This is a genomic window from Nocardiopsis sp. TRM 82005 (assembly GCF_056312425.1).
Window position 1 is genome coordinate 16,360 of sequence record NZ_JBWDTQ010000023.1, and the last position, 23,149, is coordinate 39,508.

Sequence of the window (23,149 nt, forward strand, 5' to 3'; positions counted from 1 at the left end):
TTGCTGTGAGCCGGACGTCCCGCCGCTAGCGGGACGTCCTGGTCACTGCCGCGCAAGCGGCCGAGCACGAAGCGGCTGACATGCTGCAAATGCTAGCAGCGGGAACCTGTGCCTCCGGGCCTGTGCCCCTAACCGCGCGAGCTCTTATAGCGAGGTTGGGCGCTCGAACCTCGCTATAAGTACAAGATCAACCGGGGAGAGGGGACTACTTCCGGCCCACCGCCTTGGCCGCCTCGATCGCCTTCATGATGCGCTTGTCCGAGACCGGGTAGGCCGTACGCAGCTCCTGGGCGAACAGGCTGATCCGGTACTCCTCCAGCATCCAGCGCAGCTCCACCACGTCCGGGTCGGACGCACGGCCGTGGCCGATGCTTCCGCGCAGCCTGTCCACGGCCTGGCGCATCTGCTCGACCTTGGCCATGTTCACCTGGTCGCGGCGCGGGTTCTCCGGCAGCTTGTTCAGCCGGTACTCCACCCCGCGCAGGTAGCGGTGCACGTCGTCCAGCCGCGACAGGCCGGTGCGGGTGACGAACCCGTCCCCGACCAGGTCACCGAGCTGGCCCTGCACGTCGTTGAGCGAGGGCAGCACGGCCAGGGACGTGGTGCCCTTGACCTTCTTGGACACCTTGCGCCACAGCACCAGCACACGCGCCGTCTTGTCCATGACCTCGGCGAGGGTGTCGCCGAGGTCGGCGCGCACCCGCTCGGAGAGCTTGTGGAAGTCCTCGCCGTTCCACACCGGGCCGCCCTCGCGGGCGAGCAGGTGGTCGACGGCGGCCGACTCGGCGTCCTCCAGCATCTTCTTGACCGAGCCGTGCGGGTTGTCGGCCAGGGCGAGCTTGTCCGGGTTGTTCAGGCCCTTGCTGACCACGTGCGCCACCGACGGCACGGTGAGCAGCAGCAGGCGGCGGGTACCCGCCCACATGGCGGCGCGCTGCTCGGGCCGGGTGTCGAAGATGCGGATCGCGACGCTGTCGCCCCCGTCCACCAGCGCCGGATAGCCCTTCACCTTGGGGCCGAGCGCCTTGCGCTCCAGGGTCTGCTCCAGCGGACCGAAGTCCCAGGAGGTGATCCCCTTCCTCTCCACGCCCTTGGCCTCGGCGGAGATCGCCTCGCGCAGGCGCGGCTTGAGTTTGGCGCGCAGCTGCTCCAGGTCCTTGGACTCGGCCAGGGTCCGGCCCCGCTCGTCCACCGAGCGGAAGGTGATGCGCAGGTGGTCGGGCACCCGGTCCAGCTGGAAGTCGGAGGGGCTGATCCGCTCCCCCGCCATCTGGGTGAGTTCGGCGGCCAGCGCCTCGGCGAGCGGCCCCGAGTAGGGGTCCAGGCCGCCACGCGCCCGGGCGGCGTTGTCGGGGACGGGTACGAAGTTGCGCCGCAGCGGCTTGGGCAGGGACCGGATCATCGCGGTGATGAGCTCGTCGCGCAGGCCCGGGATCTGCCAGTCGAACCCGGTGTTGTCCACCTGGTTGAGGAACTTCACCGGGATGTGCGCGGTGACGCCGTCGGAGTCGCTGCCCGGTTCGAACTGGTAGGTCAGCGGGAAGGTGAACTCGCCCTGGCGCCACACGTCCGGGTAGTCGTCCTCGCTGACGACGTCGACGCCCTCGTTGATGAGCTCCTCGCGGGTGAAGTCCAGCAGCTCGGGGTCGGTGCGGCGGGCCTTCTTCCACCAGGAGTCGAAGTGGGCGGCCGAGACCACCGAGTCCGGCACGCGCGCGTCGTAGAACTGGAACAGCGTCTCGTCGTCCACGACGATGTCGCGGCGGCGGGCCCGGTGTTCGAGGTCCTCCACCTCGTCCAGGAGCTTGCGGTTGTCGTGGAAGAAGTGGTGGCGGGTCTCCCAGTCGCCCTCGACCAGGGCGCGGCGGATGAACAGCTCCCGGGACAGTTCGGGGTCGATCCTGCCGTAGGACACCTTGCGCTGCACGACGATGGGCACGCCGTAGAGGGTGACGCGCTCGAAGGCCATGACGGCGCCGCGCTTGCGTTCCCAGTGCGGTTCGCTGTAGTGGCGCTTGACGATGTCGCCGGCCAGCTCCTCGGCCCACTCCGGTTCGATCTTGGCGACCATGCGGCCCCAGAGTTTGGAGGTCTCCACCAGCTCGGCGGCCATCACGAAGCGGGGCTGCTTCTTGAACAGCGCCGACCCGGGGAAGATCGCGAAGCGGGCGCCGCGTCCGCCCAGGTACTCGTGCTTGTCGGGGTCCTTGAGCCCGACGTGCGAGAGCAGCCCGGCCAGCAGTGACATGTGCACGCCGCGGGGGTCGGCGGCTTCCTCGCGTGGGCGCGGAACGTCGATGTCCATGGAGCGCAGCACCTGTTTGAGCTGGCCGTGGATGTCCTGCCACTCGCGTACGCGCAGGTAGTTGAGGTACTCATCGCGGCACAGCCTGCGGAACTGGTTGCCCGACAGCTCCCGCTGCTTCTCGCGCAGGTGGTTCCACAGGTTGAGGAAGGCCAGGAAGTCCGACTCCTTGTCGGAGAACCTGGCGTGCGCCTGCTGGGCCTGCTGCTGCTTGTCGACGGGGCGCTCGCGCGGGTCCTGGATGGACAGGGCCGCGGTGATGACCAGGACCTCGCCCAGGCAGTCGCGTTCGTGAGCCTCCAGGACCATCCGGCCCAGGCGCGGGTCGACGGGCAGTTGGGCCAGGCGTCGGCCGGTCCGGGTGAGCTTGCGCTTTTGGCCGGAGGTGTCGGGGTGCAGGGCGCTCAGCTCGGTGAGGAGGTTGACGCCGTCCTTGATCTGGCGGTGGTCGGGGCCGTCCACGAACGGGAAGGCCGCGACGTCGCCCAGGCCCAGCGCGGCCATCTGGAGGATGACCGAGGCCAGGTTGGTGCGCAGGATCTCGGGGTCGGTGTACTCGGGGCGGGACAGGAAGTCCTCCTCCGAGTACAGCCGGATACAGACGCCCTCCGAGACGCGGCCGCAGCGGCCCTTGCGCTGGTTGGCGGAGGCCTGGGAGACCGCCTCGATGGGCAGGCGCTGCACCTTGGTGCGGTGGGAGTAGCGGGAGATGCGCGCGGTACCCGGGTCGATCACGTACTTGATGCCGGGGACGGTCAGGGAGGTCTCGGCGACGTTGGTGGCCAGGACGACGCGGCGCCCGCCGTGGGAGGACCACACGCGTCTTTGCTCGGCGACCGACAGGCGCGCGTAGAGCGGCAGGACCTCGGTGCCCGGAAGCTTCTTCTTCTCCAGGGCCTCGGCGGTGTCGCGGATCTCGCGTTCGCCGCTGAGGAAGACCAGTACGTCGCCGGGCGCCTCGTGGCCGAGTTCGTCGACGGCGTCCAGGATGGCCTGGGTCTGGTCGCGGTCGGTACCGCCGCCCGGATTCTTCTCCTCCGGGTCGAGGACCTCCTCCGAGATCGGCCGGTAGCGGACCTCGACCGGGTAGGTGCGGCCGGAGACCTCGACGATGGGGGCGTCGTCGAAGTGGCGGGAGAAGCGCTCGGGGTCGATGGTGGCCGAGGTGATGACGACCTTGAGGTCGGGGCGCTTGGGCAGCAGCTGTTTGAGGTAGCCGAGCAGGAAGTCGATGTTGAGGCTGCGCTCGTGGGCCTCGTCGATGATGAGCGTGTCGTACTGGCGCAGCATGCGGTCGTGCTGGATCTCGGCGAGCAGGATGCCGTCGGTCATCAGCTTGACCAGCGTGCTCGTGCTGGAGGAGTCGGTGAAGCGGACCTTGTAGCCGATGGTCTCGCCCAGCGGGGTGCCGACCTCCTCGGCGATGCGCTCGGCCACCGTGCGGGCGGCCAGCCTCCGGGGCTGGGTGTGGCCGATGGTGCCCATGACGCCGCGCCCCAGCTCCATGCAGATCTTGGGCAGCTGGGTGGTCTTTCCGGAACCGGTCTCACCGGCGACGATGACGACCTGGTTGTCGCGGATGGCCTCGGCGATGTCCTCGCGCCGGGCGCTGACCGGGAGCTGCTCGGGGTAGGTGAGCTCCGGGACCGCCTCGCGGCGCAGGTCCACTCGCAGGGCGGCCTCGTCGATGTCCCCCGCGATCTGTGCGGTGACCGAGGCACGGCGGCGCTCGTCGCGGATCTTGTCCAGGCCGTCGATACGCCGGCGCAGCCGGTGGCGGTCCGAGGGCATGAGGTCGCGCAGCCGGGACCGGAGTGTGTCCGCGGCGGGCGCGGGCGTGGTGGTGCTCATCAATAGTCAAGGGTAGAAGGAGCGGCAACCGGTTTTCGCCGCCGGGACCACACCTGCACGGCGCGGCGCTCCGGCGCGCATGGGGCCGCGGGCACGTAGGACCCAACGCCGGGGAAGGCCGGGTTGTTCCGTGCACGGCCCCGGCCAGGCCCGGCGGTCGCCGGGAGCGGGCGCCGTGGTCGGCCCGCGGGTCCACGGCCCTCTCCGGGTCGAGCACCGCCCCGGCCTGGTCGTGTGCCTACGATGGTCCGCATGCCCCAGGACACGCGTAGCTCCCTCGTCGCCTCGGCACGGCAACTGCTGGACTCCGGAGGGGCCGAGGCGGTGACGCTGCGCGAGGTCGGGCGCCTGAGCGGGGTTTCCCACATGGCGCCCTACAAGCACTTCACGGACAAGGAGTCCCTCCTGGCCGCGGTGGCGGCCAAGGAGCTGGAACGGCTGGGCGGCATCATCGACCGGGCCGCGGGACAGGCGTTCACCGCGCGGGAGGCGCTGCGGACGGTACTGCACTCCTACACGGCCTGGGCCATGGACCACCCGGCACGGTTCGCACTGGTCTTCGGCGCCTGGTCCGGCCCCCAGGAGGAGCTCGGGGCCGCGGGCCGGCGTACCCGGGCCGCCCTGACCGCGGTGGTCCGGCAGTGCCAGGTCGAGACGGTCATCCCGGTCGGGGCCCCGGATCGGCGCACCGCACTGCTACTGGCCGCCCCGCACGGCGCGGTGGACCTCGCGCTGACCGGCCATCTGGGCACGGACAAGGGCGGCACCGGCCCCGAGGACGTCGTCGACGACCTGCTGGAACTACTGGCGAACGCGGCGGACCGCTGAGGGTCCCGGTGGCATGTCGCCACCGGGACCCGGCGGGCCAGCGTGTGGTCACCGTAACTAGCACCGGTGTGCTGGCCGCAGACGTTGCCGGTGTGACGTGTGAGGTTCCCTCTCCGATTACGGCACCAGCTCCTCCAGCCAGGCGTGCACGGTCAGGGCGGTGTCCACACCGTGCTCCTCCAGCATGGTGATGTGGTCGCCGCCCACGTCCACGGCCTCGTGCGGCAGCGGCCAGTCGAACCGCCAGTGCTCCCCGCCGATCGGCCTCCCCTCCCCGTCGGCCATCTGCCGACCCGGGCGCACGGCCAGGGTCGGCACGGCGGTGGGTGCGGGTGTCCAGTCCTCGTACAGCTGGATGTAGCGGCCCATCGCGGTGACACGGGTACTGTCCATCAGCCCGAACTGGGTCTCGCGCTCCAGCACACCGGCCTGGATGATCGGGAACGCGGTCTGGTCGTCCGGCATGGGCGTGTCCATCAGGACCACCGCCTCGGGTGCCCTCCCCTCGGCCTCCATGAGGGAGGTGACACTGTGCGTCACCCAGCCGCCGGAGGAGCGGCTGACCAGCACGTACGGTTCGTCACCGACCACCTCGCGCACGGCCTCGGCCTGCACGTCCACCGCCGACTCCAGGGTCCGCGGCAGCGGGTCGCCGGAGGTGAACCCGGGCTGAGGCAGGACCACCACCTCACGCCGGTCCTGGAAGGCCGCGCCGAAGCGGGCGTACTCCTGCATGCCCGAGACCATGACCAGCGACGGCAGGCACACGAGCCGGGGGCGCACCGGTCCCCGGGCGATGGTGACCGGGCGGGGTAGCGGACCGAAGTCGTCCAGCCCGGTGAAGGACGGGCGCAGATGGGAGGCCGCCTGGACCATGCGGATGCCCTCCGAGATCCGGCCCCGGCGGCACGACTCGCGGAACAGCGGTACCGCGCCCTCCAGGGGATCGGCCTCGGTCGGGACCGGGGCCGCGCCGGGCGCGGCCCCGGGCTCGGGGAGCTCGGCGGCCAGATGGCGGGCCAACCGGGCGGGGGTGGAATGCGCCAGCACCACCGACGCGGCCAGCCGCAGCCCCGTCGCCGCCCGCAGCTCGTTGCGCAGCTCGACGGCGGTCAGTGAGTCCATGCCCATCTCCAGGAAGTCCTGGTCGGGGTCGATCTCCTCGGCCTCGGGGCGGCCCAGCACCTCCATGGCGCGCGTGCCCACCAGTTCCAGCAGGAGGCGCTCACGCTCCTCACCGGTGCTGGCCGCCAGGGCGGCGGACATCCCGGAACCGCCGGCCCCGCCCCCGGCCGAGGCCCGGCGCCGGGGCAGCCGGACCAGTGCGCGAAACAGCGGCGGCAGCTGGCCGGTGCGGGCGGCGCGGGCGCGCAGGCCGTTCAGGTCCAGCGGCAGCGGCACCAGGTGGGGCGCGCCGCAGGCCAGGGCGGAGTCCAGCAGGTCCAGCCCCTCCTCCTGCGTCAGCACCCGGGCCATGCCCAGACGGCGCAGACGCGAGATGTCGGTGTCCTCCAGGTGGGAGACGATCTCACCGCGCGCCCCCCACATGCCCCAGGACAGCGACTGGGCTGCCAGGCCGCGGGAGCGCCGGTGGTGTGCCAGGGCGTCGAGGAAGGAGTTGGCCGCCGCGTAGTTGGCCTGGCCGGGGCTGCCCAGCACACCCGCGGCCGAGGAGAAGAGCACGAACGCGGCCAGGTCCAGGTGCTCGGTCAGCCGGTGCAGGTGGTGGGCGGCATCGGCCTTGGGACGCATGACCGTGTCCATGCGCTCGGGGGTGAGCGCTGTCAGCACGCCGTCGTCGAGGCCCCCGGCGATGTGCGCCACGGCCCGCAGGGGGCTCTCGGCGGGCACCGCGTCGATGACGGCGGCCAGGGCGTCGGCGTCGGACACGTCGCACGCGGCGAAGGAGACCCGCGCGCCCAGGGCGGTCAGCTCCTCGGCGAGGGCCGCCGCGCCGGGGGCGCCGCCGCCCCTACGGCTGAGCAGCAGCAGGTCGCGGGCGCCATGGCGCTCGACCAGGCGGCGGACGAAAGCGGAACCGAGCGCACCCGTGGCGCCGGTGACCAGGACGGTGCCGCCGCCCAGGTCCGTGGGGAGGGGCTCGTCGGGGAGCTCGGCTCTGGCGAAGCGGGGAACGTGCGCGGTCGCGCCGCGTAGCGCGACCTGCGGTTCGTCGCGGGCCAGGGCGCGCGTGAGCGCGGCCGCGGCGGCGTCGGATCCGTCCAGGTCCACGAGGGCGAACCGGTCGGGCTGCTCGGTCTGGGCCGACCGCAGCATGCCCCACAGCGGGGCGTGGACCAGATCGGTGACGTCCTCCCCGGAGTTCACCGCGACCGCGCCCCGGGTGACGAAGACGAGCCGGTGGTCGGCCGTGGCATCGTCGTCGGTCCACTCCTGGAGCAGGGCCAGTGCCCGGCGCAGTCCGGCTGCCATGGCCTCGGGCACGTCGGATCCCGAGGCCGCGGGTGTCTCCTTCGCCGCCTCCACCCGCGCGGTGCCGGCCCCGGGTGTCGCGGCGGCGAAGGGTGCCAGGACGGTGAGCTCTCCGGGCAGTTCACGCAGGTCTTCGAGGCCGGTGACGGGGTGCACCACGGCGCCGGTACGGGCGAGTGCCTCGGTCAGGCCGGTGGTGTCGGGGCCCAGGACGGCCAGGGCGGGGGCCGCGGCGGCGTCCGCCAGGTCCAGGGCGGGCCACTCCAGGGCGTACAGCTCCTTGGGCAGGGCCCGGTTCGCCTCCTCCGCCATGCTCGCTGCGTCGACGGGGCGCACGGCCAGGGCCTCGGCGGTGAGGACGGGGTTCCCGTCCGGGTCGGTCATGGTCAGCGCGTACTCGTCGGGGCCGACGGGGCTGGCGTGTACGCGCAGGGCACCGGCCCCCGCGGCGTGCAGGCGCACCCCCGTCCAGGTGAAGGGCAGTCGCACCCGGCCGCTCTCTCTCGGCGCGGTCAGGGCGATGGAGTGCAGGGCGGCGTCCAGCAGGGCGGGGTGCACGCCGAAGGCGGCGGCGTCCTCGCGGTGGCCGTCGGGCAGCCGCACCTCGGCCCACACGTCCTCGCCGTCGCGCCAGGCCGCGCGCAGCCCCTGGAAGGCGGGTCCGTAGCCGTAGCCGTCGCGGGCCAGGCCGGAGTAGAAGCCGTCGACGGGGACCGGCTCGGCGCCGGACGGCGGCACGGCCCCGGCCGGGGCGGGGGAAGCGGTGTCGGGTCCGATGACGCCCTCGGCGTGCAGCGTCCAGCCGTCGTTCTGGTCGGCGGGACGTGCGTGCACCCGGACGGTGTGCTGGCCGGAGCCGTCGGGGCCGGACACCGCGACCTGGACACGGGTGTCGGTGCCGGAGCGCAGGATCAGGGGTGCGCGCAGGGTCAGGTCGCGGACCTGCGGCCGGCCCACGTGCTCGGCGGCGTGCATGACCAGGTCCAGGTGGGCGGCGCCGGGCAGGACGACCGTGTCACCCACGGCGTGGTCGGCGAGCCAGGGGAAGGTGCGCAGGGACAGCTGTCCGGTGAACAGGTGGCCGCCCTCGTCGGGCAGGTCCACGGCGGCGCCCAGCAGCGGGTGTCCGGCCGGGTCGGCTCCCGAGCCGAGCACGTCCGAGGCCCGGTTGGGGGCCAGCCAGTACCGGTCGCGCTGGAAGGCGTAGGTGGGCAGGTCCACCGTCCGGGGCCTGTGGGGGGCGTGGACACGCGTCCAGTCCACGGCCACGCCGCTCACGTGGGCCCGGGCCAGCGCGGTGAGGAAGTGCTCGTAGTCGCCCTCCTGCTTGCGCAGGGTGTGCAGGACGGCGCTGCCCTCGTCCCCGGCCGCGTCCAGCGTCTGCTGGACACCGTAAGCGGTCACGGGGTGGCTGCTGACCTCGACGAAGGCGGAGAACCCGGCGTCGTGCAGGGCGCGCACGGCCGGTTCGAAGAGCACGGTCCGGCGCAGGTTCCGGTACCAGTACTCGGCGTCCAGGGCGGTGCCGTCGATGCGCTCACCGGTGACGGTGGAGTAGAGCGGGACGCGGGCGGGGCCGGGCCGGATGCCGGCGAGCGCGGCGAGCAGGTCCTCGCGCATCCCCTCCACGTGGAACGTGTGTCCGGCGACGCCGTCCACGACGCGGCGCGTCTTGACGCCTTCGGCCTCACAGACGTCGGCCACCTCGGCCACGGCCTGCTTGTCTCCGGCCACGACCACGCTGTTGGGGCCGTTGACGACGGCGACGGAGACCTGTCCCTTCCAGGGCTCGATGCGCTTGGCGGCCTCGTCGGGGGAGAGCGCCAGGGTGGCCATGGAGCCCCGGCCGACCAGGGAGGTGAACAGGCGGCTGCGGGTGGTGATGATGAGCGCGGCGTCCTCCAGGCTGAGGGCCCCGGCCACGTACGCGGCGGCGACCTCACCCTGGGAGTGGCCGACGACCGCCGAGGGCCGCAGGCCGTGGGCCTGCCACAGGTCGGCCAGGGCGACCATCACGGCGAACAGCACCGGTTGGAGCACGTCGATGCGGTTCAGGTCGGGTGCTCCGGGCTCCCCTCGCAGCACGGAGGTCAACGTCCAGTCCACGTGGGGCGCGAACGCCTTCTGGCACTGATCGATGCGCTCGGCGAACTCGGGGACGGTGTCCAGGAGGGAGACGGCCATGCCGGCCCACTGCGATCCCTGCCCCGGGAAGACCAGGGCGGTCTTGGCCTGCTCGCGCACGCGCCCGCGCACGACGGCGTCGGTGTCACGGCCCTCGGCCAGGGCACGGAGGGCGTCGCGGAAGCCGCCGGCCTCGGAGGCCAGGACCACCGCGCGGTCGGGCAGGTCGGTGCGTGCGGTGGCCAGGGTGTGCCCGACGTCCGCGGGTGACAGGTCGGGGCGGGCGTCGACGTGGTCGGCGAGCCGGGCGGCCTGGGCGGCGAGCGCGTCTTTGCCGCGGCCCGAGACGGGCCAGGGCAGGAGATCGCTGGCCGCCGGGGGCACGGCGTCGTCCCGTCCGGTGGGCGGCTCCTCCGGGGGAGCCTCCTCCAACACGGCGTGGGCGTTGGTGCCGCTCATCCCGAAGGAGGACACGGCGGCCATGCGGGGTCGGTCCTGCCTGTTCGGCCAGGGCAGGGCCGCCACGAGGGGGGCGACGGTCCCGGCCGACCAGTTCACCTTGGGTGTGGGCTCGGTCAGGTTCAGGGTGCGCGGCAGCGTCTCGTTACGCAGCGCCAGCACCATCTTGATGACGCCGGAGACCCCGGCGGCGGCGACCGTGTGGCCGATGTTGGACTTGAGCGAGCCCAGGCGCAGCGGGTCGTCCGGCGTGTGCGCCCGGCCGTAGGTGGCGATGACGGCCTCGGCCTCGATCGGGTCGCCCAGGGCGGTACCGGTACCGTGCGCCTCGACCACGTCGACCTGGTCGGCGGTGGCCCCGGCGGCCTCCAGCGCCTGCTGGATGACCCTGCGCTGGGCCGAGCCGTTGGGCGCGGTGAGGCCGCTGCTGGCACCATCCTGGTTCACGGCCACACCGCGCACCAGCGCCAGGACGGGGCGGCCGTGGCGGCGGGCGTCGGAGAGCCGCTCCACCAGCAGCATGCCGCAGCCCTCGCTCCAGCCGGTGCCGTCGGCGCTGGCGTCGAAGGCCTTGCTGCGTCCGTCCGGGGAGAGCGCGCGCTGGCCGCTGAGCCCGGCGAACACGGCGGGGTCGGTGACCACGCTGACCCCGCCGACCAGGGCGCGCTCGCACTCGCCTCGGCGCAGGGCTCCCATGGCTCCGTGCAGCGCGGTGAGGGATGAGGAGCACGCGGTGTCGTAACTGACCGCCGGCCCCTCCAGGCCCAGGGTGTAGGAGATGCGTCCCGCGGCGACGCTGGCGGCGGTACCGGTGACCAGGTGGCCCTCACTGCCGTCGGCGGTGTCCACGGCACGCGGACCGTAGGCGGCGGCGACCACCCCGGCGAACACGCCGGTGCGGGTGCCACGTAGCTCGGTGGGGTCGGTACCGGAGCGTTCGACGGCCTCCCACGCGCACTCCAGCAGCAGCCGCTGCTGGGGTTCCATGGTCTGGGCCTCCTTGGGGGAGATCCCGAAGAAGGCGGCGTCGAACCCGGCTGGATCGTCCAGGAAGGAGGCCGTGCGCGTGTAGCTGCGGCCGGGCTGGTCGGGATCGTCGTCGAAGAGCCCGTCCAGGTCCCACCCGCGGTCCTCGGGGAAGGCCGAGGCGGTGTTGCGCTCGGAGACCAGCAGGTCCCACAGCTGTTCGGGGGTCTGGACGCCACCGGGGTAGCGGCAGCTCATCGCGGTGATCGCGATCGGTTCGGCGGCGGCGTCCGACAGGCGCCTGTTCTCCTCGCGCAGTCGCTCGTTGTCCTTGACGGAGGCGCGCAGCGCCTGGACCACCCGTTCGTCCGGGCGGCCGTCGGCTGGGTTCTGCATTAGTGTCCCTCGATCGCTCTTCAGTCTCGGCCGTACACCATGCGCATGAGGTCGTCGACGTCCATGGCGTCCACGTCCTCGTCAGCGGGGGTCTTCTCCTCGGCGGTGTCGGCCGCCCCGCCCTCGTCCAGGTCGAGCAGGGCCTCCAGCAGCCCGGCGGAGCGCAGTCGCTCCACGGGGATCCGTGCGAGCGCGGCGCGGACCCGATCCTCGTCCTCCGGGCCCCGGGGGCCGTCGGAGTCAGCGGCTTCGGGTGCGAGTTCGGCGCTGAGGTGGTCGGCCAGGGCCCGGGGCCCGGGGTGGTCGAACACGGTGGCGGCCGAGACCTCCAGGCCGATCGCGGTGCTGAGCCGCGTGCCGAGGCGGACCGCGCCCAGGGAGTCCAGACCTATCTCCAGGAAGCCCTGGTCGGTGGGCACGTCGCGCATCGAGGCGTGGCCGAGCAGGACGGCCGCCTCCTGACGCACCAGGTCCAGCAGGGCCTCGGCGCGCTCGCGGCCCTCCAGCGCGGCGAGGTCGGCGCGCGCGGCGAACGCCGGGGCGGGCTGTTCGGCCGCCGGGACGGCCGACCCGGCCTCCACCACGACGCGCCCCCCTACGGGCGGGTTCAACCAGTAGCGCTCGCGCTGGAAGGCGTAGGTGGGCAGAGTGACCGTCCCGGGATTGGGCGGCAGGCAGGCGTTCCAGTCCACGTGCGCGCCGCGGGCGTGCAGGGCGGCCAGCCCCGCGGTGAGCTCGTGCGGCTCGGCGCGTCCCCCGCCGAGCAGGGCGGTCACCTCCGCACCGCCCCGGTCGGCCAGGCAGGCCTGCACCATGGAGCTGAGCACACCGCCGGGTCCGATCTCCACGAACTCGGTGACCCCGGCCCCGCGCAGGTGGGCGACGCCGTCGGCGAAGCGGACCGCCTCGCGTACGTGCCGCACCCAGTAGCCGGACTCACGGATCTCCTCCCCCGCCCTGGTGCCGGTCAGGTTGGACACCAGGGGCAGGGCGGGCCGGTGGTAGGAGACCCGCTCGGCCGACCGGGAGAAAGCCCCGAGCATGGGGTCCATCAGCGGGGAGTGGAAGGCCCGGGAGACCGGGAGGCGCTTGGTGCGGCGGCCCTGTCCGGCGAAGTGGTCGGCCAGGGCGGTCACGGCCGCCTCGTCTCCGGAGAGCACGACGCCGTCGGGCGCGTTGACGGCCGCGACGGAGACCTGTCCGCCGGAGCGGGCGACCGCCTGGCGGGCCTCGTCCTCCTGGGCCTGCACCGCGACCATAGCTCCGCCCTCGGGCAGGTCCTGCATGAGCGCACCGCGAGCGGCGACCAGGGCGGCGGCGTCGTCGAGCGTGAACACGCCCGCCGTGTGCGCGGCGGCCAGCTCGCCGATGGAGTGGCCGATGACGTGGTCGGGCACCACGCCCAGGGACTCCAGCAGCCGCACCGCGGCCGCCTCGACCGCGAACACCCCGGCCTGGGTGTAGAGGGTCTGGTCGAGCAGGGCCGCCTCGGGAGTGCCCTCCTCGGCCCACATCACCGAGCGCAGCGGGCGCGGAAGGTGACGGTCGAGCGCGTCGGCCGCCTCGTCCAGTGCCCGGGCGAAGGCGGGATAGGTCCGGTACAGGTCGCGTCCCATACCCAGGCGCTGGGAGCCCTGCCCGGAGAAGACGAACGCGATGGAGCCGCTCGTGTGCGCGCGTCCGCGCACCAGGCGGGGGTCGGGGCGCCCCTCGGCCAGGGCGTCCAGGGCGTCGATGAGGCCGTCGGTGTCGGAGGCCAGGACGACGGCGCGGTCCTCCAGCCGGGCACGGGTGGTGGCCAGGGAGTGTGCCGTGGCGGCCAGTGAGCCGGTGGTCCCCGGCGTCGCGGACAGATGCACGCGCAAACGCACGGCCTGCTCCCGCAGGGCGTCCGCACCGCGCGCCGAGAGCACGAACGGCAGTGCCTCCGGGGCCGGCGCGGAGGTCTCGTCCTTCGCCTCGGGCCCTTCGGCCTCCTCGGCGGAGGCCGTCTCCTCGGGCGGCTCCTCCAGGATGATGTGGGCGTTGGTCCCGCTGATCCCGAAGGAGGACACCGCCATTCGGGCGGGGCGGTCCACCGGGGGCAGCGGAGCGGCCTGGGAGGCGATGCGGACCGCGTCGTCGTCCCAGTCCACGTGGTGGGAGGGCTCTTCCGCGTGGAGGGTGGGCGCGACGGTCCCGTGCTCCAGGGACTGCACCGACTTGACCACCCCGGCCACCCCGGCGGCTGCCTGGGCGTGGCCGATGTTGGACTTGAGCGAGCCCACCAGCAGCGGGTGCTTGCGCGCACTGCCGTAGGCCTCGATGAGCGCCTGGGCCTCGATGGGGTCGCCCAGGGCGGTCCCCGTGCCGTGCGCCTCGACCGCGTCGACCTCGTCCGGGGAGATCCCGGCGTCGTGCAGCGCGGCCCGGATCACCCTCACCTGGGCGGGGCCGTTGGGCGCGGTGAGCCCGTTGGAGGCCCCGTCCTGGTTGACCGCGCTGCCCCGTACCAGGGCGAGCACGCGGTGCCCGTTGCGCCGGGCGTCGGAGAGGCGCTCCAGGACCAGCGCGCCCGCGCCCTCGGCGAACCCGGTGCCGTCGGCGCCCGCACCGAAGGCACGGCAACGGCCGTCGGCGGACAGCCCCTGCTTGCGGGTGAACTCGGCGAGTACGCCCGGGGTGCCCATGACCGTGGCGCCGCTGACCAGCGCCAGGGAGCACTCCCGCTCGCGTAGGGCCCGCGCCGCCAGGTGCAGGGCGACCAGGGAGGAGGAACAGGCGGTGTCGACGGTCAGCGCGGGGCCGGAGAGCCCCAGGGTGTAGGCGATACGGCCCGAGGCCACGCTGGGCATGGTCCCGGTGAGCAGGTGCCCCTCCTCGGGCGCCTCGGACAGCCGGGGACCGTACTCGGTGGCCATCATCCCGACGTAGACGCCGGTGGGCGTGCCGGCCAGGCCCGAGGGATCGATCCCGGCGCGTTCGAGGGCCTCCCAGGTGACCTCCAGCAGCAGCCGCTGCTGGGGGTCCATGGCGGCGGCCTCCTTCGGGGAGACGCCGAAGAACGCGGCGTCGAAGTCGGCGGCACCCTCCAGGAAGCCGCCCTGGGCCATGGCGGACAGGGGCGCGGGGCCGCCCAGTACGGCGTCCAGGTCCCAGCCGCGGTCGTCGGGGAAGGGCCCGACCGCGTCGGTTCCCCGCTCCACCAGCTCCCACAGCGCCTCGGGTGAGTCCGCGCCGCCGGGAAGCCTGCACCCCATTCCCACGATGGCGACGGGGTCGGCCCCGCGGTCCAACTCCTGGTTGCGGCTGCGCAGGCGCTCGTTCTCCTTGAGCGCGGAGCGCAGAGCGGTGACGAGCTTGGTGTTCTGGGCGCTATCGGTGGCCATCGGCCGTCTCCTGTTCACCGTCTGACGCGGCCCCGTCCTGGCTCAGGGCCAGGTGCAGGAGGTCCTCCACGTCCATGTCGTCGATGCTGTTCTGCGTGGCCGCGGCCGGTTCCGTGTCCACGGTCGGTGACGTGTCCCCGTGGTGTTCCGGCTCGGCCGCCGAGGACGGGAACAGCAGTTCCTCCAGGAGCCGGGCCAGGGCGCGCGGGGTGGGGTGGTCGAACACCGCGGTCGCGGGCAGGCGCAGGCCGGTGGCGGCACCCAGCCGGTTGCGCAGCTCGACCCCTGTCAGGGAGTCCAGTCCCAGCTCGCGGAAGGGCCGGTCGGCCGGGACCCCCTCGCCCGAGTCCTCCCGGGCCAGGACGAGCGCGGTGCGCTCGCGTACCTCGGTGAGCAGCGTCCGCTCGCGTTCGGCCGGGGCCAGCTCGGACAGGCTGTGGGCCGACAGCGGCGGTTCCCCGGCCGTGTCCGCTCCGCCGCCCGTGCCGTCGCCGCCCTCCCCGCCGGTGAGCTCGCGCAGGATCGGCAGGTCGAGCCCGTCGTCCAGGTTGAGCAGGGCGGGGACGAGAGCCTCCTCCCCCAGGTAGAGGGCGGCGTCGAGCTTGGCCAGAGCGCGGTCGAGGGGCATCGGCAGCAGTCCGGCGCGGCCCAGGGCCCCGAGGTCGCCCCCGTCCAGGTGGGCGGTCATACCGCTGGCCTCCTCCCACAGGCCCCAGGCCAGGGACAGGGCGGGCAGCCCGCGTTCACGGCGCAAGCGGGCCAACACGTCGCAGAAGACGTTGGCGGCGGCGTAGTTGGCCTGTCCGGGGCTGCCCAGGGTGCCCGTGACCGAGGAGAACAGGACGAACGCGCCCAGGTCCGAGGTGGCGGTCAGCTCATGCAGGTTCCAGGCGGCGTCCACCTTGGGCCGCAGTACCTCCTCCAGCTGCTCGTCTCCCAGGGACAGCACGGTGGCGTCGCTGAGGACGCCCGCGGTGTGGACGACCCCGCGCAGGGGCCGGTCGGCCGGCAGGGAGTCGAGCAGGCGGGCCAGGGCGTCGCGGTCGGCCGCGTCGCAGGAGTGGACCTCCACGTCCGCGCCCAGTCGCCGTAGCTCGGCGGTGCGCTCGTCCTGGCCGCGTGCGGCGGCACCGCTGCGGCTGATCAGGGTCAGGTGGCGCACCCCGTATCCGGTGACCAGGTGGCGGGCCACCTGGTGGCCCAGGGTTCCGGTGCCTCCGGTGATCAGGACGGTGCCGTCCTGGGGGAAGGGTGCCGGGACCGTCAGGACGGTGGCTTCGAACGCGGCCCGCCGCGGGGCGGCGAGGGCCCCCCGCGCGTCGCGCAGGTCGTGGACGTCCAGCGGGAGCGGGCTGAGGGTGCCGGATCCGAACAGTTCCATGACGCGGTCGAGCATCTGCCCGATCCGTTCGGAGCCCACGTCCAGCAGCCGGAAGGACTCGTAGCCGCGTCCGGGGTGATCGGCGGCGGGGCCGTCCGGTCCCCCGCGCGAACCGGTTCCGGTCATCACCACGAGGCGCCCGCCCACGCCCCCGCCGTCGGAGGGAGCGGTGAGCAGGCCCATCAGGGCGTCGGTGTCCTCTCCGGTGAGCGGGTCGAGGACCACGTCCATGCCCCTGCCGCCGTTGGCGGCGCGCAGGGCGGCTCCGAACCCGGGTTCCCGAGCGGAGACCAGGTGTTCCTCGGCCACTCCCAACTCCCTCAGCAGCGGCTGCTGGCGCGCTTCGGCGGTGGCGAAGACCTTGGCGCCCATGTGGCGGGCGAGCTGGACGGCCACCGGCCCCGCTCCGTGCGCGGCGGCGTGCACCAGGACGCTCTCACCGGGCCGCACCGCCGCCAGGTCGACCAGGGCGTGGTAGGCCGTCAGAGCGGGGAACGGAACGGCGGCGGCCTCCTCGAAGGTCCACCCCGCGGGTACGCGGGCGATCCTGCGCCGGTCGGTGACGGCCTGTGTCGCGAAGGCACCGTCGAACAGGCCGGTGACACGGTCCCCGGGGGCGAGGTCGTCCACCTCGGCGCCGGTCTCCAGGACCACGCCCGAGCCCTGGACGTCATCGCCCGGGGAGGCCGTGCTCTGCCCGTCGAGGCCGGGCACGACCCCGGTCGGGCCAGAGGGCGTGTCGGAGGGGGCCGTGCCTGCGGCGCGCACGGCGATCCGCACCTCGTGGGCGCCCAGCGGGGCCGACGCCCCGGGGACGGCGGACAGTGCCGGACCGTCCGGTGCGCTGACATCCATCCGCCAGGCGGGGGCGGGCGGCACGGGGGTGTCCTCCCCGTGCGCCGGAACCAGACGCGGCACCAGGACGCGGCCCGAGCGCAGGGCCACCTGGGGCTCGCCCAGCTCCACGGCCGCGGACAACACGCGGTGGGAGTCCTCCGAGCCGTCGGAGTCGACGAGCACGAACCGGTCGGGGTGCTCGCGCTGGGCCGAGCGCATCAGGCCCCACACCGGGGAGGCCGCCGGGCCGCCGAGCCGGTCCTCCGGCGATGTGGACATGGAGCGCCACGTCACCAGGGCCAGGCGGGAGTGCGCGAACCGGTCTTCGGACAGCCACCCGCGCACGGTGTCCAGGACCGAGCGCAGCCCTCCGTACACCGCCGAGGGCACCGGGTCGGGGTCGGCGTAGACCTCGTGCGGGGACAGTTCGGAGTAGACGATCTCGGGGACGGGGTCGTCGGGGCCGAGGGAGTCCAGCGATGCCAGTCCGCTGGGGATCTCCGCCGCGGGGGCGGACTCCTCCACCCGGTCCCAGCGCACCCGGTAGAGCCCGGGCTCCTCCTCGGGGGACGGCGGCAGGGCCTCGGTGTCGATCGGCCGCAGGGCCAGCTCGTCCACACCCGCCACCAGTCGTCCCCGCTCGTCGAAGGCGGTGAGGCGGTGGCGGTCGGCGCCGAGCGGTTCCAGGAGCACCCGCAGCTCGGTGGGCGGCGGGGCCTCGCGTACCGGGACGCGCATACCGCTCCAGGCGAACGGGACCAGGGGGGCCTCACCGCTCTGGGCGCCGAACAGCAACGCGGCGTGCAGGGCGGCGTCGAGCAGCGCCGGGTGCGGGCCCTGGAAGGCCCCGGGAACGTGTCCCTCAGGCAGGGCGACCGTGGCCAGCAGGGTCTCGCCTCCCCGCAGCCACACCGACCGCAGCCCTCGGAAGACGGGTCCGTAGGCATAGCCGCGCCGCACCAGCCGCGCGTAGTCCGCGCCGGGGTCGAAGGGCACCGGAGCGGCCTCCCGAGGCGGCCAGGCCTCGGTGAACACCACGTCCTGACCGGTGTCGGGTTCCAGCGCACCGGAGGCGTGCCGGGTCCACTCCCCCGCGCCCTGGCCACGCGAGTGCACGCTCACCGCGCGCCGCCCGACCGCGTCGGGCGCGGCGACGGCCACCTGCACGGAGGTCTCCTTGTTCCGGGCCAGCACCAGGGGCCGCTCCAGGGTCAGGTCGGCCACCGCGGGGACGCCGGTGCGCGCCCCGGCGTGCAGGACCAGCTCGGCCAGCGCCGTCCCGGGCAGGACGGTCCGGCCCAACAGGCGGTGGTCGCGCACCCAGCGGTGGTCGGTGTCGCGGACCCGGCCGCTGAACACCGTGCTGCCGTCGACCAGTTCCAGGCCCGCCTCGTCCAGCAGCCTCGCGACCGCCGGGACGGGCTCGGCCTCCGCCGCGGCGGGCTCCACCCAGTGCCTGCGGCGGCGGAAGGGCAGATCGACCATGCTGACCGGTGAACCCTCGTCGACGACCCCTTCCAGTACCAGGTGGGCGTTGGTACCGCTGATACCGAAGGAGGACACCGCGGCTCGCCTGGGGCGGCCGGTGTCGGGCCAGGCCTCGTCCTCGGTGAGCAGGCGCACCCCCGCGCCGTCCCAGTCCACCCGTGTGGTGGGGGTGTCGGCGTGCAGGGTCCGGGGCAGTCGACCGTGGCGCAGGGCCTGCACGGTCTTGATCACCCCGGCCACCCCGGCGGCCGCCTGGGCGTGGCCGATGTTGGACTTGAGCGAGCCCAGGCGCAGCGGCTCGTCTCCTTCGGCCCGGCCCCGGCCGTAGACCGAGATGAGTGCCTTGGCCTCGATGGGGTCGCCGAGCCGTGTGCCGGTCCCATGCGCCTCCACCGCATCCACCTCGCCCGGTTCCAGGCCGGCGGAGACCAGGGCGCTCTCGATCACCTGCTGCTGCGCCTGCGGGTTGGGGGCGGTGAGCCCGTTGCTGGCACCGTCGGAGTTGACCGCGCCGCCCTTGAGCAGCGCCAGGACCGGACGTCCGGCTCGTCGGGCCTGGGAGGCGCGTTCCAGGAGCAGGACACCGGCGCCCTCGGACCAGCCGGTGCCGTCGGCACCGTCGCCGAAGGCCTTGCAACGCCCGTCGGCGGACAGCCCGCGCTGGGCGGCGAACTCCAGGAGCATGCCGGGCGAGGCCATGACGGTCGCTCCCCCGGCCAGCGCCATTGCGCACTCGCCCCGGCGGATCGCCTCCGCGGCCTGGTGGATCGCGACCAGGGAGGAGGAGCAGGCGGTGTCGATGGTCAGGGCCGGGCCGCTCAGCCCCAGCACGTAGGCGATGCGGCCCGAGACCACGCTCAGCGTGGAGCCGGTGAGCCGGTATCCGCCGTCGTTTCCGCGCACGGGGTCGGCCAGACGGGGGCCGTAGTCGCTGGGCATGGCCCCGACGAAGACGCCCACCCGCTCACCGCGCAGGCCCTCGGTGGACAGCCCGGCCCGGTGGACCGCCTCCCAGGAGGTCTCCAGCAGGAGCCGCTGCTGGGGGTCCATGGCGTCGGCCTCTCGCGGGGAGATCCCGAAGAACTCGGCGTCGAAGAGGTCGGCGTCGTGCAGGAAGCCGCCCCTGCGGGCGTAGGTGCGCCCGGGGGTGCCCGGCTCGGGGTCGTAGAGCGCGTCCAGGTCCCAGAACCGGTTCTCGGGTAGATCGCCCGTGGCGTCCACGCCCTCCTCGACCAGGCGCCACAGCTGCTCGGGCGAGGATGCGCCGCCCGGCAGGCGGCAGGCCATCGCGGTGATGGCGATGGGGTCGTTCTCGTCGGGGCGCCGGGCCGGTACCGCCACGGAGGTGGAGGCGGGCCGAGGCGGTGCCGCCGCCTTGGACGCGGGGGCGGGCCGGGACGGCTCCCCGGCCGTGACGACCTCGTCGCTGCCCAGCTCCGAGGTCAGGAACGCGGCCAGCTCGACCGGGGTAGGCGCCTCGAACAGGACGGTGTCCTCCAGGCGGACCCCGGTCTGTCTCCCCAGTCCGTCACGTAGTTCGAGCAACATGATGGAGTCGAAGCCCAGGTCGCGGAAAGCCCTGTTCGCGTCGCCTGGATCGAGCGCATCGCGGTCCAGAACGCGCGCGGTGCGCTCACACACCAACTCCAGCACCGGCGTGGTGTGCTCCCGTACCTCCCTCTCGTCCGGGGCCGGTTCGGCCGACGGTCGCCCGTCCTCCCCGGTCACGGGGCTCCGGCGCACCGCCAGGTGGTCGGGCCAGTAGCGCTCGCGCTGGAACTGGTAGGTGGGCAGGTCGGTACGGCGCGCACCGGTGCCCTCGAACAGCACCGGCCAGTCGATGTCCACGCCGGTGGTGAAGGCACGCGCCGCCGCCATCAGCAGCTGGGCCTGGTCTCCCTCTCCACGGCGCAGGGTCTTCAGCACGTGGCCGGGCACGTCCGCCGCCTCCAGCGAGCGCCGCACCCCGTAGGAGAGCACCGGGTGCGGGCCGACCTCGATGAAGACGCGCCGGCCGTCGGCGATGAGCGCGTCGATCGCGGGGGCGAACAGGACCGGGTTGCGCAACGCCTCGTACCAGTACCCGGCGTCCAGGGCGGGGCCGTCCTCGTCCAGCGGCGTGCCGGTGAGGGTGGAGTAGAAGGGGATGTGCGGGGCGTGCCAGGTCACCTCGCCCAGAGCCCCGGCGATCAGGTCGCGGATGTGCTCCACGTGCGCTGAGTGCGAGGCGTAGTCCACGTCCACCAGGGCGCCGTGCAGGCCCCGGTCCACGCAGCGCTCCACGGCCTCGCGCACCGAACGCTGGTTGCCGGAGACCACCACGGCCTCCGGCCCGTTGACGGCGGCCACGTGCAGGTCGGGGATGGCCGCCGCGAGCTCCCCGGCCTCCTGGGCCGAGACACCCAGCGAGGCCATGCCGCCGCTGCCCGCCAGCGTGGTCAGCGCCCGGCTGCGCAGCGCCACGACGCGGGCCGCCTCCTCCAGGGGCAGCGCCCCGGCCACGCACGCCGCCGCCAGCTCGCCCTGCGAGTGTCCGACCACCGCGGAGGGGCGCACTCCCAGTGCCTCCCACACACCCGCCAGTGAGACCATGACCGCCCACAGCACCGGCTGGACCACGTCCACCCGCGAGCCCTCGCCCGCCAGCGGGGGGGCCTGGGGATCGCCGCGCAGCACGGCGGAGACCGACCAGTCCGTGTGGGGCTCCAGGGCCCGTTCGCATTCGCGCAGCCGCCTGGTGAAGGCCTCGGCCAGCATGCCCTCGCCGTCGAGCAGGTCGCGGCCCATCCCCACCCACTGGCCGCCCTGTCCGGGGAAGACCAGGACGGGGCCGGGGCCCCCGATGTCGGGACCGGTTCCGCTCTCCAGGCGGACCGACTCCAGTTCGCGGGCGCTGTCGTCACCGGGGGCGAGGACCACCGCGCGGTGCTCCATCACGTCGCGGGTGGTGGCGAGGGACAGTCCCACGTCGTGCGCCCTGATGCCGGGGCGTGAGGAGACGTAGGCGTGCAGAGCGGACGCCTGGGCGCGCAGGGCCCCGGGGGAGCGGGCGGACAGCACCCATGGCACCGGGTCCAGGGAGCGCTTGGTCACCGGCTTGGAGGCGGTGCGGTCGGGCACGGGGGCGGGGCCCAGCACCAGGTGGCAGTTGGTACCGCCCATGCCGAAGGAGGACACCCCCGCCAGCGGGGTGTGCACGGGCCAGGGCTCACGCCGGGTCTGCACCGACAGCCCCAGCCCGTCGAGGTCGATACCGGAGTTGGGCTCGGCGAAGTTCAGGGTGGGCGGTATCTGCTGGTGGTCCAGGCTGAGCACCGCCTTGATCAGGCCCACGATGCCCGCCGCGCCCTCCAGGTGCCCGACGTTGGTCTTGGCCGAGCCCACCCGCAGCGGCTCCTCGCGGCCCGGGCCGAAGACGCCTCCCAGGGCCGCGGCCTCCACGGGGTCGCCCGCGGGGGTGCCTGTACCGTGCAGCTCCACGTAGGCGACCTGGCCGGGGTCCTTGCCCGCGTCGGCGTAGGCGGCGCGGACCGCGCTCTCCTGCCCGTTCACGGTGGGGCGGGTGAGGAACTCGCCCTCGCCGGAGTGGTTCACGGCGCCGCCGTGGACCACCGCGTGGACGCGGTCACCGTCGGCCAGGGCCCGGCTGAGCGGTTTGAGGACGACCACGGCGCCGCCCTCACCGCGGACGTAGCCGTTGGCGCGGGAGTCGAAGGTGTAGCAGCGCGCGTCCGGGGAGAGCCCGCCGAACTTCGCGACGTTCTCCGTGCTCTCGGGGACCAGGATGAGGTTGACACCGCCCGCCAGCGCGAGGTCGGAGTCGCCCCGGCGCAGGCTCTCCACCGCCAGCTGGACGCCGACCAGTGCGGAGGACTGCCCGGCGTCGACGGTCAGGCTGGGACCGACCAGCCCCAGGGCGTGGGAGACCCGGTTGGCGATCATGCTCCGGTGCGTGCCGGTGAGCGTGTGGTGGGTGATCGCCTCGGGGCCGCCCCGGTCGTGCAGGAGCGCGTAGTCGGAGCCGATGGCTCCGGTGAACACGCCCATCCGCAGGCCGCGCAGCGTGCCGGGCGCCGTGCGGGAACTCTCCACCGCCTCCCAGCTCAGTTCGAGCATCAGACGCTGCTGGGGGTCCATCGCCAGTGCCTCACGCGGGGAGATCCCGAAGAAGGCGGCGTCGAAGTCCTCCGCGTTGTCGAGGTAGCCGCCCCAGGCGCTGCCCCGCTCGGCGGGCGGCTCGCCCAGACGGTCGGGCGGCGGGGAGATGGCTTCGCGCCCCTCGCACAGTAGACGCCAGAAGGCCTCGGGTGTGCGCGCACCGGGAAGCCGACAGGAGAGTCCGACGATGGCGATGGGCTCCCAAGGGCCGTGGGCTGGGGCTCCGACTGATCTGCCGCTCACGATCGCTGCCTTTCACTCTCGCCTGCCCTGCTCGTTCCGCGCCCCGAGCCGTCCGGTTACTTTCGGCCGATCGGCATCCGGTGCCCGTGCAGGTGCACGCGACTCGTATTTCCCGACCACGCCAGGGGCGGTTTCGATGTGACAGGTGAATCCCACGCCCGCGAACGTTCGTCAAGGGGGGCAAGAAATGACTTACCTCACGCACAACGAACCAATAGGGACTAACAGGCACCAACCTGAAGGAGAGTAACGGTTGTTCACAACCGCTGACAACGAACTCAGCTTTTTCGGACATGCCATCTGCGCAATCAG

Annotated in this window: 5 protein-coding genes; 1 reads left to right on the plus strand and 4 read right to left on the minus strand. The window is 73.6% G+C overall.

Annotation, left to right across the window (positions count from 1 at the left end; all coding sequences use genetic code 11):
• Positions 1–205: 205 nt before the first annotated feature.
• The gene (hrpA, locus tag AC0T5L_RS18645; RefSeq protein ID WP_476166723.1) at positions 206–4,156 is read right to left on the minus strand and encodes an ATP-dependent RNA helicase HrpA; all 3,951 of its coding nucleotides are present in this window, start codon (positions 4,154–4,156) and stop codon (positions 206–208) included.
• A 252-nt stretch (positions 4,157–4,408) separates the two neighbouring features.
• On the opposite strand from hrpA, the gene AC0T5L_RS18650 reads away from it, so the two are divergent.
• Entirely contained in the window at positions 4,409–4,984 is a 576-nt protein-coding gene (locus tag AC0T5L_RS18650; protein ID WP_476166724.1) for a TetR/AcrR family transcriptional regulator, read from the plus strand.
• A gap of 117 nt (positions 4,985–5,101) precedes the next feature.
• Here the strand turns inward: AC0T5L_RS18650 and AC0T5L_RS18655 are convergent, their stop codons facing one another.
• The 3 genes from AC0T5L_RS18655 to AC0T5L_RS18665 are packed head-to-tail and all read right to left on the minus strand — an operon-like array spanning position 5,102 to position 22,837.
• On the minus strand, positions 5,102–11,362 hold the full coding sequence (locus AC0T5L_RS18655; RefSeq protein ID WP_476166725.1) for a type I polyketide synthase: 6,261 nt from the start codon (positions 11,360–11,362) through the stop codon (positions 5,102–5,104).
• Between the two features lie 20 nt (positions 11,363–11,382).
• The gene (locus AC0T5L_RS18660; RefSeq protein WP_476166726.1) at positions 11,383–14,730 is read right to left on the minus strand and encodes a type I polyketide synthase; all 3,348 of its coding nucleotides are present in this window, start codon (positions 14,728–14,730) and stop codon (positions 11,383–11,385) included.
• Positions 14,717–22,837 (minus strand): SDR family NAD(P)-dependent oxidoreductase, encoded by an 8,121-nt coding sequence (locus AC0T5L_RS18665; protein WP_476166727.1) that lies wholly within the window; start codon positions 22,835–22,837, stop codon positions 14,717–14,719. The genes AC0T5L_RS18660 and AC0T5L_RS18665 overlap by 14 nt, the downstream gene beginning before the upstream one ends.
• Positions 22,838–23,149: the final 312 nt, after the last annotated feature.

Coding starts and splice junctions, on each gene's coding strand:
- AC0T5L_RS18650 (WP_476166724.1), top strand. CDS start 4,409: ATGCCCCAGGACACGCGTAGCTCCCTCGTCGCCTCGGCACGGCAACTG.
- AC0T5L_RS18660 (WP_476166726.1), bottom strand. CDS start 14,730: ATGGCCACCGATAGCGCCCAGAACACCAAGCTCGTCACCGCTCTGCGC.
- AC0T5L_RS18655 (WP_476166725.1), bottom strand. CDS start 11,362: ATGCAGAACCCAGCCGACGGCCGCCCGGACGAACGGGTGGTCCAGGCG.
- hrpA (WP_476166723.1), bottom strand. CDS start 4,156: ATGAGCACCACCACGCCCGCGCCCGCCGCGGACACACTCCGGTCCCGG.